Annotated in this window: 14 protein-coding genes; 2 read left to right on the top strand and 12 right to left on the bottom strand. The window is 55.1% G+C overall.

Going from position 1 to position 17036, the window contains the following annotated elements:
• Positions 1 to 210 precede the first annotated feature (210 nt).
• The 6 genes from SCI24_RS03630 to SCI24_RS03605 form a co-directional block, all read right to left on the bottom strand.
• Positions 211 to 951 (bottom strand): sulfite exporter TauE/SafE family protein, encoded by a 741-nt coding sequence (locus SCI24_RS03630; RefSeq protein WP_318724058.1) that lies wholly within the window; start codon positions 949 to 951, stop codon positions 211 to 213.
• 27 nt (positions 952 to 978) lie between these two features.
• The gene (locus SCI24_RS03625; RefSeq protein ID WP_318724057.1) at positions 979 to 2013 is read right to left on the bottom strand and encodes a Gfo/Idh/MocA family oxidoreductase; all 1035 of its coding nucleotides are present in this window, start codon (positions 2011 to 2013) and stop codon (positions 979 to 981) included.
• A 429-nt stretch (positions 2014 to 2442) separates the two neighbouring features.
• A complete protein-coding gene (locus tag SCI24_RS03620) occupies positions 2443 to 3600 on the bottom strand; it encodes a carbohydrate porin (RefSeq protein ID WP_318724056.1) in 1158 nt (385 codons plus the stop codon).
• Positions 3601 to 3812: 212 nt separating this feature from the next.
• Positions 3813 to 4856, bottom strand: a complete 1044-nt coding sequence (locus SCI24_RS03615; RefSeq protein WP_318724055.1) for an ABC transporter permease — start codon at positions 4854 to 4856, stop codon at positions 3813 to 3815.
• Between the two features lie 35 nt (positions 4857 to 4891).
• Positions 4892 to 6445 (bottom strand): sugar ABC transporter ATP-binding protein, encoded by a 1554-nt coding sequence (locus SCI24_RS03610; RefSeq protein ID WP_318724054.1) that lies wholly within the window; start codon positions 6443 to 6445, stop codon positions 4892 to 4894.
• 59 nt (positions 6446 to 6504) lie between these two features.
• The gene (locus SCI24_RS03605; protein ID WP_318724052.1) at positions 6505 to 7425 is read right to left on the bottom strand and encodes a substrate-binding domain-containing protein; all 921 of its coding nucleotides are present in this window, start codon (positions 7423 to 7425) and stop codon (positions 6505 to 6507) included.
• A gap of 443 nt (positions 7426 to 7868) precedes the next feature.
• On the opposite strand from SCI24_RS03605, the gene SCI24_RS03600 reads away from it, so the two are divergent.
• Entirely contained in the window at positions 7869 to 8954 is a 1086-nt protein-coding gene (locus SCI24_RS03600) for a Gfo/Idh/MocA family oxidoreductase (protein WP_318724051.1), read from the top strand.
• Between the two features lie 325 nt (positions 8955 to 9279).
• Here the strand turns inward: SCI24_RS03600 and SCI24_RS03595 are convergent, their stop codons facing one another.
• Both SCI24_RS03595 and SCI24_RS03590 read right to left on the bottom strand, forming a co-directional pair.
• On the bottom strand, positions 9280 to 9585 hold the full coding sequence (locus SCI24_RS03595; RefSeq protein WP_318724050.1) for a Dabb family protein: 306 nt from the start codon (positions 9583 to 9585) through the stop codon (positions 9280 to 9282).
• 71 nt (positions 9586 to 9656) lie between these two features.
• Positions 9657 to 10523 (bottom strand): intradiol ring-cleavage dioxygenase, encoded by an 867-nt coding sequence (locus tag SCI24_RS03590; RefSeq protein WP_318724049.1) that lies wholly within the window; start codon positions 10521 to 10523, stop codon positions 9657 to 9659.
• Positions 10524 to 10659: 136 nt separating this feature from the next.
• On the opposite strand from SCI24_RS03590, the gene SCI24_RS03585 reads away from it, so the two are divergent.
• On the top strand, positions 10660 to 11577 hold the full coding sequence (locus SCI24_RS03585; RefSeq protein ID WP_318724047.1) for a LysR family transcriptional regulator: 918 nt from the start codon (positions 10660 to 10662) through the stop codon (positions 11575 to 11577).
• A gap of 41 nt (positions 11578 to 11618) precedes the next feature.
• Here the strand turns inward: SCI24_RS03585 and SCI24_RS03580 are convergent, their stop codons facing one another.
• The 4 genes from SCI24_RS03580 to SCI24_RS03565 form a co-directional block, all read right to left on the bottom strand.
• Positions 11619 to 12692, bottom strand: a complete 1074-nt coding sequence (locus tag SCI24_RS03580; RefSeq protein WP_318724046.1) for a maleylacetate reductase — start codon at positions 12690 to 12692, stop codon at positions 11619 to 11621.
• Positions 12693 to 12940: 248 nt separating this feature from the next.
• Entirely contained in the window at positions 12941 to 13936 is a 996-nt protein-coding gene (iolG, locus tag SCI24_RS03575; protein WP_318724045.1) for an inositol 2-dehydrogenase, read from the bottom strand.
• Positions 13937 to 14010: 74 nt separating this feature from the next.
• Complete coding sequence (locus SCI24_RS03570) at positions 14011 to 14883, bottom strand: sugar phosphate isomerase/epimerase (RefSeq protein WP_318724043.1); 873 nt, start codon at positions 14881 to 14883, stop codon at positions 14011 to 14013.
• Between the two features lie 371 nt (positions 14884 to 15254).
• On the bottom strand, positions 15255 to 16967 hold the full coding sequence (locus SCI24_RS03565; RefSeq protein WP_318724042.1) for a hypothetical protein: 1713 nt from the start codon (positions 16965 to 16967) through the stop codon (positions 15255 to 15257).
• Positions 16968 to 17036 lie beyond the last annotated feature (69 nt).

The following is a 17036-nucleotide window of genomic DNA, read 5'->3' as shown; positions in this document are numbered from 1 at the left end:
GGCGGCGCATGCATCAGTGAGCTTACGACACGAGCACCGGGAGTCAAGCGCACTACTCACCCAGCACTCGCTCACTACCCACCTCTAATAAACTAATCGGTACACTCATTGCACCAACAACAATCGGATCAAGGGCCCGCCGGCGTTGCCAAAGGGTGTCGGTAAATGAAAGCAAGGATAGCTACTGCCGAGGAGACTCGCCGAGACATATCATATAGCCTTAATTATCAGCTGAACGCCCACGATCGCCATGGCCAAAATCACCAGACGATAGAAGAATTGTTCATCCAACCGAGACTGGAGCCACAACCCGCTGCGCACGCCCAGCCACGCGACGGGTACCAGGATCAGTGATGCCCATGTACTGATCAGGTTAATTTCCCCTAGCCACAAGTATGGCGGCAGCTTCAGCACGTTGACCGCCGCAAACGCCATGGTGGCGGTCGCCAGGTAGCTCGACTTGGGCAGCCGTCGCGGTACGAGGTAGAGATTCAAGGGGGGTGCCCCGGCATGCGCCAAGAAACTCGTGATCCCAACACCGATGCCAGCGGGCCAGGCCCAGAAGGTGCGAATCGGTTTGGACGCCACCGGCTTGACGAGCATGTAGGCGACGAACAGTAACGACACACCCCCCAGCAGTAACCGGACATGGTCTTCCTCGAGAATACCTACCAGCCCCGTACCTATCGCGACCCCCAGGACTAGTCCTGGCACCAGCCGTCGAAGTTCCTGCCGGTCATGCTGCCCACGCCATGCCTTCACGGCGAATATGTCCATGACCAGTAGCAGCGGTAGTAGCAGGCCAGCGGCCTCCATGGGACCGATTGCAAGCGCCATCAAGGGGACGGAAATTGAGCCGAACCCGCCGGCGAACCCGCCTTTGGAGACGCCAGTCAGAAAGGTCGACGCGATGATCAGCCCCCAGGCCAACACTGAGTAGTCAGGGAGCATACCGAGTCTCCTGAAGGGCAGCCTTCCTCACCCGGCTGATTGCGGTTGACAGGCTTGCCATGTCCCGGAACGCGCCGAAACAAAGAGGGCATCGACCACCCGCATGTTGGCCACCGCGTCTGCAATACCGAAGCCCGGCACCTCTTCCCCGCGAACGACGCGAGAAAAGTGGTCGATCTCGCACAGATATTGGTCGATCGTCTCGAAAATAATCTCGCGTGGATGGCACGCGTAGAGATCACTGGCGTCATCGAAGGCCAGGGTGGTCGGCCTGTCATTGGGGGCGATGAAAGGCAGGGGGAGGTCGACGCTGCCTTGGCTGCCGATGAGATGAAGGTGCTGTGCGGCAGCGAGCACAGTGCTCACGCTGAAGAGGGCATGGCGCCCGCAGCCGAAGTCGAGTATCACGCTGGTCAGGTTGTCGACTCCCTCTGTTCCATCGCCTTGCATCAGCGCCATGACGCGTTGGGGCTCGGCGGCGAAGAAGTACCGTGACGCCATCACGGCATAGCAGCCGACATCATACAGAGCACCTCCCCCATACTCCGGGTGGCGGCGAAAATCCGTGGGGTTATTCATATAGAAGGTCAGGCAGGCCTGCAGTATTCGCACCTCTCCCAATGCTCCACGCATTGCCAGATCGCGAGCATAATGCCAGCGAGGTTGATGGCGCGGCATGAAGGCTTCGGCAATATGAACGTGCAGGGCGGCATCCTGTAGTTTCTCTGCCTGTGCCGCCGTAAGGGCGATTGGCTTCTCGCAAAGCACATGCTTGCCCTTCTCTGCTGCCTTCAGTGCATATTCAACGTGCAGGTGATTGGGTAACGGAATATAGACGGCGTCGATGTTGGAATCAGAGAGCAAAGCATCGTAAGAGTCATAGACGAAAGGAATGTCAAAATCCTTGGCAGTCTTTAACGCCCGATCTTGATCCCTCGCCGCAATGGCTTTTGGATAGCCATATTGGCTGGCATGCATGGCAGGAATGACATGTTCTTTGGCGATGCGCGCGGCACCCAGAATACCCCAACGGACTGGGGTGTAATGTTTTTCGTCAGACATGATTACGTTCACCTGAAGGCATAGTTATATTGATTGCACAGAGGTCTTTAGATATTTTCGAATATTTCTAATGCTGGCCTATCCCCAAAGGCAAACAAATGATAAATCTCAAGCCTTGCCACTTTCAGCAATGTCGCTTTTTGGGCGCCAAAGGATTTTGCCATATAGGGGATAGCGACATGAGGGAGGCACTAGATATGGCCAGCATCCGAATCGTTGATCTGTAGGCTCAAATGCCCGGCCGTTCTGCCTTATCCACGACTACGGAGAAACCCTAGCGATAGCGAGATCTTTCTTGCCGAGGTAATAGGCAATACCTTAGGGTTCGTGCAAGCTAGAATGTTGACCTAGCAGGTTAGCCTGCAAGGACTTGGCAAAAAAGCCCCGTCGGAACGGGGCAAAAAGGAACAGCGCTAGCAACTCAACTTCCTAGAAGAAATACTTGAAACGCAGTCGACCACCGTAGCGGTCGGCATCATCGATATTGTCGATTTCCTTATGATCGACCCTGCTATAGTAGGCGCCGAGATAAATAGCGAAGTTATCGATACTCATCACATTGGGAAACCGGTAGGAAGTATAGAGCGTATCGACAGTATACTCGCCCGGGACACTGAGATCAAAGTCTCCATTCGTACCAGGCTTGACTTCATCAATCTCGTTGCGGGCGTGGATATACCCCACTCCAATATTCTTCCACACCGTATTGAGGCCCAGTGTCAAGTTGTCTTCCTCGAGGGCATCCAGGTAAGCCAGGTTACCATTCACTGACCAGTCACCCTCGGCGTAGGTCAGGCGCGTGCCGTAGCCTGTGCGGTCACTGATATCTTTACCGCGCTCATCGACAAGAGCATTGTCCACCAGGTTGGTCTCCATGCCGGCGGCCAGCGTCCAGGGACCCGGCGACCAGGCAAGCACAGGTCGCACGATGAAGGAGTTCTTGGCATCCGGATCGATGTCGAATCCATGGTAGGTGCCGCCATTGCCGGCACCATGGAAGAAGTCGGTGCGGTCGCCGAACAGCGTAGAGAGTTCAGCGTAGAAGTCGCCGCTGCGCTGGCTAAACATCACCTGCCCCGCACTATCGGCGCGACCTCTCCCCTCCTTGGCCTGATACACATAGCCCTGCCCATCAGTATAGAGGCCGTCTGACGTACTTCCGCTATAGCTGTAGACCGTGTCCTGCCCCAAGGGGAACAGATCGAAGGCCTCATAACGACCAACCTTGACTTCCTGACCGGCAGGCGTTCCGAAGGCAAACCAGGCATCATCGATACCGGGGTCTCCATTGGTCTTGATCAGAGGTTGTGCCTTGAATCGGGCATAATTTCCGGTATCACTGGCCCGTTCGCCACTCACGTCGAGCAGAATGCGTCCACTCTGATTGTATTCATCGTTGCTTTCGATATCGTCAGCAAAGAATATCGGGCCGTCTTGGGTGTTCTGCGCGTTGATATCTAGTTCCACATCACCGCCGAACGCAAGCTTCCCCGCTTCACCCTCGACAACCAGCTCAGCGAATGCCGGCATGCCAGAAAAAAGGGCTAATGACCCCATACAGATTGTTATTGATGTTTTTGCTCTCACTTACTTACTCCTGATTATGTTGTATGCATTGCTGTTGCTGTGTTGCACTTCTCGGTCTGTGGTTTGCATCACCTCCAGGGCTCGCTTAATAATCGCCCGCACTTTCCCAAGTGACCGGCGCAGAAGCGCCGTCACGGTGGCGGGAAGATAGTAGTAATGGAGGTGCCCACGCTGGCACGGCTTTACGCCGGCAGCGTGGGCGGGGGAGGATGTCAGGCTGTCTTATTACGCTTGCGCTGACGGTATTGATCAACCACCACGGCGGCGACGATGATCGCACCCTTGACGATATCCTGGTAATAGGCATCAACGCCGAGGAAGGTGAAGCCACTGAGCATCACGCCGAGGATCAGCGCCCCGATCACTGTACCAGCGATGCGGCCAACGCCGCCGGCCAGGCTAGTGCCACCAATGACCGCCGCGGCAATAGCGTCAAGTTCATACATAATACCCATACCTGCCTGCCCGGTCCCTGCGCGGGCAGCAGCCACCACCCCGGCCAGCCCGGCCAGCGTACCCGCAATGGCATACACCATCACCAGGTGACGGCGCACGTTGATGCCGGATACTCGTGCCGCCTGGGGGTTGGCGCCGATGGCATAGGTGTACTTACCGTAACGGGTGTACTTCAGGGCGATATGGAAGATCACCGCGACGCCCAGGAATATGATCACCGGGTTAGCGCCGGAGCCAATCCAGGTAAACTGCTCAGTGAGCATGCTCACCGGCTGACCGTCGGTGTAGGCACGTGCGAGGCCACGGGCGCTGACCATCATGCCCAGGGTGGCGATGAAGGGCGGAATCATGGCGAAGGCAATCAAGGCACCATTCACCAGACCGGCCAGGGCCCCGACCAAGAGGCCCGCCAGCAGCGGTATGATCCAGGGCAGGTCGGTCAGCGCCGGATAGACGGCGCGCAGGTACTCGGATTGCTGGGCCAGACTGGCGGTGACCATGGCCGTCAGAGCGAGCACCGAGCCGGAGGACAGGTCGATACCGGCGGTGATGATGACCTGCGTCACCCCGATGGCAATGATGCCGATGATCGACACCTGCAAGATCATGATCAGCAGTCGCTGCTGATTCATCAGGAAGGAATCGCCACGCACGGCCCAGCCGAGAACCTCGAAGAGGACAGCAATACCAACGAGGACCAGGAAGATGCTGACTTCCGTCGGTATCTTCCGCTTGCGTTTCCGAGGGGCTTCGAGATGTTGGCCGGTATTCGGCTTTTCTTTCGTAGAGGCATTAGCCATGTTGGTTCACCTGTTTTGTTGTCGCTATCTGGAATTCAGTGCTCGGTGACCGGTGGTGCCACCGGCGAGGAGGCGAGAGACATGATGTTAACCTGGTTGGCTTCGCCGCGGTCCAGAAGGCCAGTGACCCTGCCTTCGTGCATGACCATGATACGATCGCTCATGCCCAGCACCTCGGGAAGTTCCGAAGAGATCATGATTACCGCCATGCCTTGGCCGGCAAATTTGCTGATCATCTTGTGGATCTCGGCCTTGGCGCCTACATCGATGCCACGGGTCGGCTCGTCGAGAATCAAGATACGGGGATTGGTCATCAGCCAGCGCCCGATCAGTACCTTCTGCTGGTTCCCACCAGAGAGATTACTGATGCGCTCATCGAGACTCGGTGTTTTGACCCGCATCAGCTCCTTCATGGCGTCGCACTCGTGATCTAAGCGCCCCTGCTCGACGAAGGGGCCCTTGGTGTAACCATCGCGCAGTACGGCCATTTCCATGTTCTCGATTACCGAGAGGCCCAGGAAGAGCCCGGTCTCCTTGCGATCCTCGGTGAGTAGGGCCAGGCCACGCAGCATCGCCTGATGCGGCGAGGAGACCACGGTCTCCTGACCATTGATAGCAATACTACCGCCGCTGGCCGGGGTCACACCGAACAGGGTCTCGGCGACATTGGTGCGACCTGAGCCCACCAGTCCAGCGATGCCGAGGATCTCACCAGCCCGCAGGTCGAAACTGACATTCTCGAAGACACCTTCCAAGGCAAGGTCCTTGACCGACAGCACCACGTCGCCGATGGGAACTTCTTCCTTGGGAAACATCTGAGTAACTTGGCGCCCCACCATCAGCTGGATAATCCGGTCGGAAGTCAGTTCGCTGGCAGGCGCGGCGTGAACGAACTGGCCGTCACGGAATACCGAGATGTCGTCAGCGATCTCGAACACCTCGTCCATCTTGTGGGTAATATAGATGATCCCTTTGCCCTGGCTCCGCAAATCACTGATGATCCTGAACAGATGTGCCACCTCACGATCGGCCAGTGACGAAGTGGGCTCATCCATGATGAGTACGTCAGATTCATAGGAAACCGCCTTGGCGATCTCGATCATCTGACGGCCGGCCACGCTAAGATGGCGTACCTCAGTTTGCGGATCCATGTCGATGCCCAAGCGCTCGAATAGCGCCTCGGTCATCTCGTACATCTTGTGGTGATCGACCAGACCGATGGCATTTAGCGGTTCACGTCGGATCCAGATGTTCTCGGCGATAGTCATGAACGGCATCAGGTTGAGCTCCTGATGGATCATGGCGATGCCGGCCTCTAAGGCATCCAGCGGACCATGCAGGGTCAGTGGCTTGCCATGCAGGCGCACCTCGCCCTGGTCGGGAATGTATACGCCAGCGATGATCTTCATCAGGGTAGACTTACCCGCGCCGTTCTCTCCCATCAGGGCATGGACGGTGCCCGGCCGTATCTTGAGCTGGACATTATCCAGAGCAACCACACCCGGAAAAGTCTTGCGAGCCTCGAAGACTTCTAGCAAGTAATCACTTGTCGTACTAGAGGTCGAATTTTCAGCAGTCATTGTCGCCATGAGATTTCACTCCACAAGCGCGCGGGACGACCCACACCTTGGTGTGGGCCGTACCGTCATTATTCGGCGAGGAAGTCGTCGAGATTCTCGGGAGTCACCAGCTTAAAAGGGACCATGGTGCGCTTGTCCACTGGGTCGCCATTGATCAGTCCCATGGCTGCATCAAGGGACGCAACAGCCTGACCCTTGGCGTCCTGAAAGACGGTTACCGCCAGTTCGCCACGCTGTACAGAATCGAGAGCAGCAGGGGTTCCGTCGATGCCCCCGACAAACACTTCATCAGGGGATACACCATATTGACGCATGGCAACGAGCGCTCCGAGTGCCATTTCATCGTTGTTGGCAGCGACCGCATCGATCTGCTTGCCACCGGCGATCCAGTTGGTCATCAGGTCGATGGCTTCAGTTCGAAAGAAATTGGCAGACTGCTCGGCAACGATCTCGATATCGGGGTAGTCGGCGACGACCTCCTTGACACCCTCGACGCGATCGAGAGCCGAGCTTGACGTCAGCTCACCGACCATGATGGCGACATTACCTTTCCCATCCATAAGCTCGGCCAGCCTCTCCATCTGCAATCGGCCTGCTCGGACATCGTTAGCGCCAACGAAGACCACATTATCCTGTTCGAGATCATTTCCCACAGGCTCCTTGTTGACATAGACCAATGGGATATCGTTTTCCACTGCCGCCTTCGTCATCATGCCAGTGGCAGCGGAATCCACTGCAAAGGTGACGATGGCATCGACATCCTTCGCAGCCAGGCTCTGAACATTACTGAGCTGGCGACCGATGTCACCCTGGGCATCCAGAAATTGGATATTGATGTCTCGAGAATCAGCTTCTTCTTGCATCGACTGACGAAGAGAAGTAAGCCAAACGTCATCGAAATAGGCCAAGGACACACCGATGGTAGTATCAGCCATGGCTGTAGAGGAACAGGCAGCGAATATCGCGGCACCAAAGAGTAGGCGTTTCATCATTGTTTCTCCTGAGCGAGTGTTGTTGTGATTACCAGCTGACGGACCATCGGCTGCGGGATTCCGGAAAAGCAAACCGAGAGATCAACTCACGCCATGTCCGTTGAAGCTTGCCAATGCAACATATACCTCGCCACATGGCGCAGCAAATACCTTTTATAGACTTTGGTATTAGCAGAGCGCTCGATCAACGAGCAAAGAAAAATATGCATCTGTCTGTTAATTAAGGGTTTTTCTCTACTTTGCCAAGCAATTTTTTCGAACAGCGAAAAAGAGAATTCGTTCGAGGGTGTTTCGTGGGAACAGGCACTTACCTATGCTGAACCTGCTTGCAAAAGAGGGCCTGCGTCGTGATGGGAGACTCTCCGACAATAGGTCAATGACTCAGGTTTCTCGCCCGTAGTGGCCAGTGTGTAATACAAACATCAACATCAGGAGGCGACATGAATATTGGTCCCGATACTCCCTTGAAGGTGGCTTGCCTGGGTATAACCCATCCACATACCTCAGGGCGCGTCAAAGCCCTCAACAAGATGGAAAATGTCGAAGTCACATACGCTGTGGATGACAGCCATCTAACACCAGTCTTTGCCGATGCCTTCGGTTTGGAAGTCCGCAATAAGCAGGAAGTGATGGAGGACCCCAACACCCAAGTGGTCATCATTCACTCCAAGAGCGACAAGATGGCAGACCTTTCCATCGAGGCTCTTGAGGCAGGGAAGGCGGTACTCGTTGAGAAACCGGCAGGACGAAACTCGGAGGACGCCCGGCGCATTCGAGATGCCGTAGAACGTACCGGTGGTTTGCTGCAGGTTGGCTACTGCTGGCGACACGCGCCTTCAGTGGCTGCCATGCATGAAGCATTGCAGAGTGGTCGCCTAGGCAAAGTCATGCAGGTACGAGCCCATGGCGGGACGTCGCACGATGAGGCAGCCACCAGCCACCTTAACCAACCCGAAGACATGGGTGGGGCGATGTTCGTCATCGGCTGCCATCTCATCGATCAAATCATCCATCATTTCGGTATGCCGCTCTCCGTCAACGCTCGGGTCTCCAAGTTCCCGGGACAGATGGATGACAGCTTCCGGGAAGATGCTGCAGGTGCCGTCCTGAACTACCGTGACAAGATCGTGGTGGTCGACTTCTTCTCCTGGGATCCTCTCCCCTGGTTGGAAAGCTGGAACATCACGGCGTATGGCACCGATGGGATCATGCATGCTAACCCCCTGCCGGCCAGTTACAAGATCTACGACACTAATCGACAGGGCCACACCCAAGGCTGGAGTTCTTGGCAGGATACAACCTTCCCTGTTCAATGGGCGGCCAAGAAGACCGAATACTCCCCCGAGCTCGCAGAGATCGGTAACCCATTCTTCTTCGAGCGCGAGGCAGAGGCGTTCGTCAACTCGATCCGCACCGGTGCGTCGTCCCAGGTGCCGGCCCAACAGGCCCTCAATGTCAACCTGCTGATTGAGGCACTCTTCGCGTCATCGAAACAATCCGGCGCCGAGGTCATCCCTGGAACCTGATCCAGCAGCATTGAGAAAAGGTTGGCGACGCCGTTCGTCAACCTTTTTTTTGGTCGTATGCATGCTCCATTCAGTCAGTGTCGTTCATCAGCCGCCTTAGCGGCTGGCTCCTTTGCTGATCAAGAAAGCCGTTCACAATCCGGACAGATGATACGGGTTGCGCCTGAAAACAGCATTTCAAGAAGATCACTAACTGGTAAGTTATCTCCCGTAGACTTGTTCAAGAGTAGTGGCTAGCCATACTCAAAAAATTATGCCCATGCACTAGATGCGCTGGGCATAAATCATAACTGAATAATTGATCGTGAAACACAACCTGTGTTCACTACATTGAATAGTCTACCTGATGCCTCGCAATACGCATGTCGCCCAACTCTTGTCGCACACGCAAGTGTTCTGGGTGGGAGGCATAGCCCTCTAATGCATCAAGGGACTCGAACTCGGAATAGAGCACCACATCGCAAGCATAATCGATATTGCTGATATCCACACCGACTTCAATCTTCCTTAGACCTGGTATCTTTCCTCGCAGCCCCTCGAAAGCTGTCTTCAGCACCTCTATGTGCTGCTGTCTTTCTTGGTCGGTCTCACCCTTGACGTCCCACATGACGACATGTTTCATGATACTCATCGACACTCCCTCACTACTACAACAAAAATGGCCCGACAGCGTCTCTGCTAATCGGGCCAAGGAAAGAATACTTACTCGGCTTCAGCATTTAGCACGAAATCGAAATCCATCGTATAGAAAGGTGTTTCTGAAAAATTACCATCAGGCGTTGAGCCATTTTCATGGCGGACCCAGTCGGCGATCAACGATGACCGCACGCCAAACACCGCATCGGAATCTAGATAGTCACCTCCCTCACGAAACACATGCGTGACCAGCCGCTCATAACCGGGAGCCGTGATCATGAAGTGCAGGTGAGCTGGGCGCCATGGGTGCCGATTCAAGGCCTCAAGCATTTTCCCCACTGGTCCGTCATGGGGAATCGGATAAGCCTCGGGAACGATCGACTTGAAATAGTAATTTCCTTGCGCATCGGACTGCAGCACTCCACGCCCCTGGTATTCCGACAGATCTGGAGACTGCACATCGTAATAACCAGCATCGTCTGCCTGCCAGGCTTCTATTCTGGCATGTGGGATTGGTTCACCATCCTGATTCACAATTTTTCCGCGAATATACCACGGCTCCCCTTTCATACCATTACTAATATCATCACCCAGTTCGTAATGGGGAGCATCTTCAACGTGAAATGGTCCGAAAACAGTGGCCTCAGTGCATCCTGCGGGCTTCTTGTGATTCTGCGCAACGACCAGAGTCGATAGCCCCAAAGTGTCTGACAAAAGAATGAACTCCTGACGAGTTGGGCTGCAAATCTGACCAACTGATGTCAGGAATTCGATACCATACTGCCACTCTTCTTCCGTTAGATGGACCTCACGTGCAAACGCATGAAGGTGTTGCACGAGGCTTGCCATGATCTCCTGAAGGCGGTCGTCACTAGCCCCGCCATTGCTTTTCAGCACAGCTTGTGTAATCGTTCTCTCATTCAGGTTTCGCATAACCCCTCCGTCATATTGCATCGTTTACGGTCTTTATAAATGCAGCATAGATGACCATATGACTGGGGGAAACATTAGGACTGAAAAATTATTTTTCACTCCTGAAATAATTAATATTTATTTAGAGGCTACCACAATGGACAGAATAACCGAACTCGAGCTTTTTGTTCATGCCATCGAAATGGGGACATTGAGCAAGGCTGCTGAGCATCTCCAGATATCCAACGCCAGCGCTACTCGACATCTATACTCGTTGGAGTCCCGGCTAAAAGTGCGTTTGATTGAACGTAATACACGCCGCTTGTCATTGACTAAAATTGGCCATGACTTTTTCCAACGAAGCAAGAACCTTTTGAACGAATATTATGAAGCAGAGTCTGCCGTCAGTTCATCCGTCGTCGAGCCCACGGGTACCTTGACCGTTACCGCGACCATCTCCTTTTCCAAGCTTCACATTGCGCCTATTTTGCCCGAGTTCAAGAGACTTTATCCTAGAATCAAGGTCCACATCATTGGTGCTAACCGGTACCATGACATTATGGACAGCGGTATCGACTTGGCCATACGCACCCGTGAATTCGAACCTGACTCAAATATCACAATTCGCCGATTAGCCCAGAATCGCAGAGTTCTTGCCGCATCACCTGAGTATTTGAGACGCAAGGGCACACCTAAAGTCGTAGAAGAACTTAGTCGTCATGACATGATTATTTATAGTCATGCCTACGACCCCTACCGTCTCAACTTCACCCGCGGGAACGAGAAAGCTTCAGTGGGCATCGAACCCACACTGGAAAGTAATGATGGACAAATTATCCGCTCGGCAGCCCTCTCGGGCCTCGGCATTCTCGTGCAACCGATGTATATTATCTATGATGATTTAGTTGCCGGCCGACTTCTTCCTGTCTTGCACGACTGGCACCTTCCCAAACTTATCATCAACATCGCCTTTCAGGAGCGGCGTTACATGCCTGCCAAAACACGCCTGTTCATTGATTTCCTCCTGGAAAACTTCCAAAAGAAAGGTTATGAGGAAAATTGGAACACGCTATGAGTTGCACAGGCACGCCCACGTTATAGGCGTGCCTAACTTCATCACGAAGAGGGACGGGCCCCATCAAAAGCATCCTGCAACAGTGACCGGATGCCTTCGCGCTCTATGGGACGAGGATTCCAGTAGGGGTTGGATAGGGCAATGTCCGTAGCCCGATCCAGATCGGGTTCCGTCAGCCCAAGTTCGCGCAGCGTCAAGGGAGCGCCCAGGCGCTTCGCCAGATCGTATAGCGCACCTCCCGCCGGTACAGACTCATCACCCAGAGCTCTGCTGATGCACCTCGCCGCCTCTGGCGCTGCCTCGGCATTGAACGCGATGGCGTGGGGCAGCACCACGGTATGAGTCGGTGCATGTGGCAAATTGAAGCTACCGCCCAGGGTATGGCAGAGCTTGTGGTGCAACGCCATGCCCACATGCCCCAGCACCGTCCCACAGAGCCAGGCGCCATAAAGGCAGTCGCTGCGTGCGGCGTAGTCATCGGCATGCCCCACGAGCCTGGTCAGGCCCTGAGCCATCGACCGGATCCCCTCTTCGGCCATCAATGACATCACCGGATTTCCATCCTGGGCATAGAGGCCTTCGGCAGCATGCGCGATAGCATTCATGCCACTGGTAACCGACAGATCGACCGGCAGGCTCAGAGTCAGGCTTGGGTCATAGATGACGGTCTTGGGCAGTACCCTCGGATCCTTACCGGTCCTTTTCAGCCCTTGTTCGGTCAGGCCGTAGACTGGTGTCATTTCCGATCCGGCATACGTGGTCGGTATTGCCAATATCGGCAGCTCAGACTCCATGGCGATGGCCTTGCCGAGCCCCGTCGTCGACCCGCCACCGATAGCCACGGCACAGTCGGCCTCCAACTTCTTAGCTACCTCTCTGGCTTCATGCGCTGTTTCGATCGGCACGTGCATCACGGCCTTGTCGAAGATCCCCGCCGCCCGTGAGCCCAGCAGTTCGGCAACCTGTTCGGCTTGCGCACGCTGATCGGGAGTGGACAGGACGAGCGCACGATGTGCCCCGAGACGCTCGATTTCATTTGCCAACTCTTGGATCGAATCCTTTCCAAAGATCACTCGAGCGGGTTGAGCGCTGTAAATGAACTTGTCTGTAGCCATCAGTGACTCCTGAAAAAAACCGGCGTACGCAGCCATCGCCCTGGATAAAGAGCCGAATCGGCCAAGCACGCCGGAAGGGAGGAAACTATTGTACTTTCATATTGCTACATCACTCAGTCGACATAAGGGCTCACTCGGTGCGGACACACATTTTCCGCACCTCACCCATCACGTCGCACGACAAGCGGTGTAGGTCTTGTAGCCGCGCAACGGCGGCACACACTGACGTATTTCTCGTCGTTTCTCGTTCAGCGAATTTCGTCCAACGCCACACGACGACCCTCACGTAGTGATAACTCGGCAGCCTCAGCCAATCGAAGCGCCTCGAGGCCGTCCTCGGCGGATGCCAAGGGCTCGCGTTGCTCTCGCCAGGCTCGGGCAAAATCCGCGACCTCTCGTCCATAGGCCTCCGCATAGCGCTGCAGGAAGAACCACTTCGGCTTCTCCTCCACCTGACCAGGCTCACCGGTGAAGCGAAGCCGTGTCTCACTCTCATTCTGCGCCTGGAGCATGCCGGAACTTCCGAAGGCTTCGATGCGCTGATCGTAGCCGTAACAGGCGCGACGTGAATTGTTGATATGGCACAATCGCCCGCTCGCCGTGGTCAGGGTGACCATGGCGGTATCGACGTCTCCCGCATCTCCAATGGCCGGATCAATGAGGCAGCTACCGGCGGCCTGGATATGGGTGATCGGTTCATCCAGCAACCAGCGGGCCATGTCGAAATCGTGAATCATCATGTCGCGAAACAGCCCCCCCGAGGCCGCGACGTAGTCGGCCGGGGGAGGCGTCGGGTCGCGACTGATGATGGTCAGGGTTTCAAGGGTACCGATACGCCCTTCTTCGAGCCCCTTCTTAAAGGCGCCAAACTGCGGGTCATGACGACGGTTGAAACCCAGGGCACAGGTCACCGGATGCTCGGTCAGCACTTTCAGGGCCTCACGAGTCCGAGCCAGGTCCAGGTCGATCGGCTTTTCACACAGTACCGCTTTGCCGCCACGAGCAGCTTGTTCGAGGTAGTCCGCATGCGTCGGTGTGCTCGAGGCAATCAATACAGCATCTATGCTGGGCGAGGTAAACACTTCCTCGGCGTCCATCACACGGCTACCGTACTGGGCGGCTAGTTCCTCGGCCGCCGGACGGTAAAAATCGGCTACCGCGGCCAGGGTGATCTCCGGTTGGGCAGCAATAGCTTCGGCATGCACCTTGCCGATACGACCGGCGCCAATCAGGGCAAGTTTCATGTGGGGCTCCTCGCAATGTTATTGGTTATGACATATTGATTAGGATATGGTTGGGAGGCTCTGAATTACCTAGCCTACCACTCGGTTATCTTCGCAAACTGCTGCATGGTCGTGTCGTACGACCGATGAGCCATCTCCTCCAGTGGACGCTGGCGGAACTCTCTGGACAAGACTTCGACACCGTAAGGACCCTGATAGCCAGTGTCCTGTATCGCTTGAAGGAAGGCCGGCACATCCAAGTCGCCCTCACCGCAGAGCCGGCGATGATGGGTGGAATCTTCGAACAGTGACGGTAAGGCTTCGCTGGAGGCATCATTGACTTCAACAGCCTTGATGAATCTCAGAGGCACCTTTCGAATCTCCTCGAAGCCCATGCCACCCCGCTTGATATGCCAGATATCCAGCAACAGTCCACCATTGGGTTGGTCGGCTCCCTCGACGATAGCCAACGCCGTATCGATCTGACTCACATTGCTGAATGGCAGAAACTCGAAAGCAATATTGACGCCGTAGGGCGCCGCATCCTGGCAAAGACCAGCAAAGGCGTCGGTCATACGCGGCACATCCGCCTGTCGGGTCTCCTGGATACTGGGTCCGACCTTGACCGTCTCGGCTCCCAACGCCTGGGCAGCGGTCAGAATCTCATGGCGATACTTGTCGGAGACAACCCTCTCTTCGCCATCCAGGTACCAGTCCACAAGGAATTCCAGATGGATATGCTTCATGTCGTGGTCATCCAGCATGCGGCGGATGTTGGACATGCCATATTGCTTGTCGGCGGCTTGGAGATCCTGAAGTAGCAAGCCTATTCCTTTGTAACCCGCTCGTGCCGCTGCTTCAATCCTGTCTTGAAGCGCATAGGGGCTAACCTCGGTTGGTGCTGAGGGATAGACGTCACCCGAGATCGTGAAGTATGACGCCACCAGTTCAATATCTTGTTCTTTCATAACAGAATCTCTTGATGAATCATTTTATGAATGTCTGGGTGAGCCCGGTGTGAGGCGTACCGACCTGATCACTCGGGCAGTAACAATAGAGTTCTTCTGACATTGGTACCGTCTAGCTGAGGTGAGCATAGGACGCTTACCACAGCCTTGGAAGCCCATAGAATAAAATGTTTTTTTCATTTTGCGAAAAACCGCAGCCCCCGCCCTGCTAACCAACCTGTTTTCAATCAGTTATAGCACCAATGGGCCATATGATTGACCTTGCCTTATAACCAACCTTTTCTGTTATCCGCAAAAAGCGCCATCGATTATCACCTATTGCACCATCACGAACATCAGCGTCTGCAAACAACGAATTGGACGGATAACGATTACTCATCGCTGTTTAGGCGACGATTTCGCATCCACATCGTGGCGGCGATGAAGTAAGTTACTGTCAAAGGCACGATTAGCCACTTGTAGGTCTCTACGTAGTCTATGGCGTTGCTACCCTCATTGATCCAAGGCCAAAAACTGGCCAACAGGATAACTACCAAGCAGCCGATAGACAGAAAATACCAGGGGTCACGGCGATTGACGGCAGGGTGGGACTGGACAGTATCTCCAGGGAGTTCGGGCGGATCTACCGGGCCGTAGCCCGCCTCGAGATAGTCGATACCTGGCTCGGTCTCGGCGCCCATGGAGAGGCACAGAAGCGGATAGACGATAAAGGACGTCAGCCACACCGGGATGAATACCAGGAACAGATGGATCTGGGGCAATGCAACCATAATTATGCCGACCACCACCGCAGTGATCCAAGTTAACATGGCGGGACGATTGTCCTCGACTCCCTGGTGTTCACGCCACAGCGGACGGATGCCCAGTCGTGGCAACAGGAAGTGCTCGGCGGCAATGATGGCGCCGATTGGAGCCAGGAGCATAGTCAGGTAAGAAAGTACTTGCATGAGCGAGGTGAAGACAAAGGGAAAACAAGCGATTACAGTCGTAACGACGCCCACCGATACGCTGACAGTGGATCGCTTGTGATGATAGAAAACGGATTGGAAGGCCAGGCCAGCACGATAGAGGCTCGGGATTGCCGTGGTCCATCCGGCGACCACCACCGCAAGCAGCCCCATGCCACCGAGAATGCGGTAGGCGATGGTCCCCGGATCCATATCGATCAGCTGTTCTTTGAGTAACAGCGCGGCAGTAGCCCCCATGATGCCGGCGCAGACCCATGCCATGAAGTGACCGATGAACATGCCCGATGCCGAGAAGTAGCCATAGGAAGCCTTACGGGCGAAGCGCAGGATACTCATGTCGCTCATGCCCAGGTGCCACGGCAGATTGACCCCCCAGGCCCAGGCGGCAATGACCCAGATGCTGATGCCGGGCTCGCCCTCCGGGGTCGTCCCGGTCCAGATCAGCGCGTCAAGCATTGCACCAAGGCCATTTAGCCCCTGCTGTTCACCAAAGTGGGTGACGATTGGTAGGGACAAGATGCCGCTGACCAGAAACATCATGATCATCCATGGCGCACAGACCGTGGAGAAATTAGCAATCAGCTTGAAGCCCTTCAGAGCCAGGAAAACGGTGACCCCCCCTACAGCAAGCGCCAGTAACACGAAGCTGACACTGGTCGGGTAGAGCCCTGTCTGCGGAGGGATATCGATCAGTACCCGAAACGCCGAGGCTGATACCGTGATCATGGCCCCTGCTAGAACAGCGTAAAGCACCCCATTAACGATATTGTAGAGGTAGGAAACCTTCTTGCCGGCAAGGCGCTCCAGATACCAGTAGATGGTCATGCGCGACCGTGTCGCAATCGGGCTGCACACCCAGGCCCAGGAAAGTACCGCCATCAAGTTGCCCAGGATCAGCCCCCAAATCAGGTCACTGGTACTAACTCCCAGGCTTACCAAAGAGGCACCGATGACGAACTCGGTTCCTGCCACATGCTCGCCTGAGTAGGCGCCAAGAAAATATTTTCCGCTCAACTGCTTACTAGGCGGAATGCGTTGAAACTCAAGCTCACCGCTCTGGACGACGTCGTCCGCATCAGGTGAATTCGTTGTCGGACCGGCTGATTGAGAACTCATGGGTTTCTCCATGTTTCATTGTGAACGCTTCAATCTAAAAAATGCAGAGATGAACTCACTATTCAGTCT

It is taken from the genome of Halomonas sp., from assembly GCF_033549285.1.
In the GTDB taxonomy this organism is placed as follows: Bacteria; Pseudomonadota; Gammaproteobacteria; order Pseudomonadales; family Halomonadaceae; genus Halomonas.
Note: the sequence above shows the minus strand (reverse complement) of the source record. Positions and strands in the feature narration are given on the sequence as shown.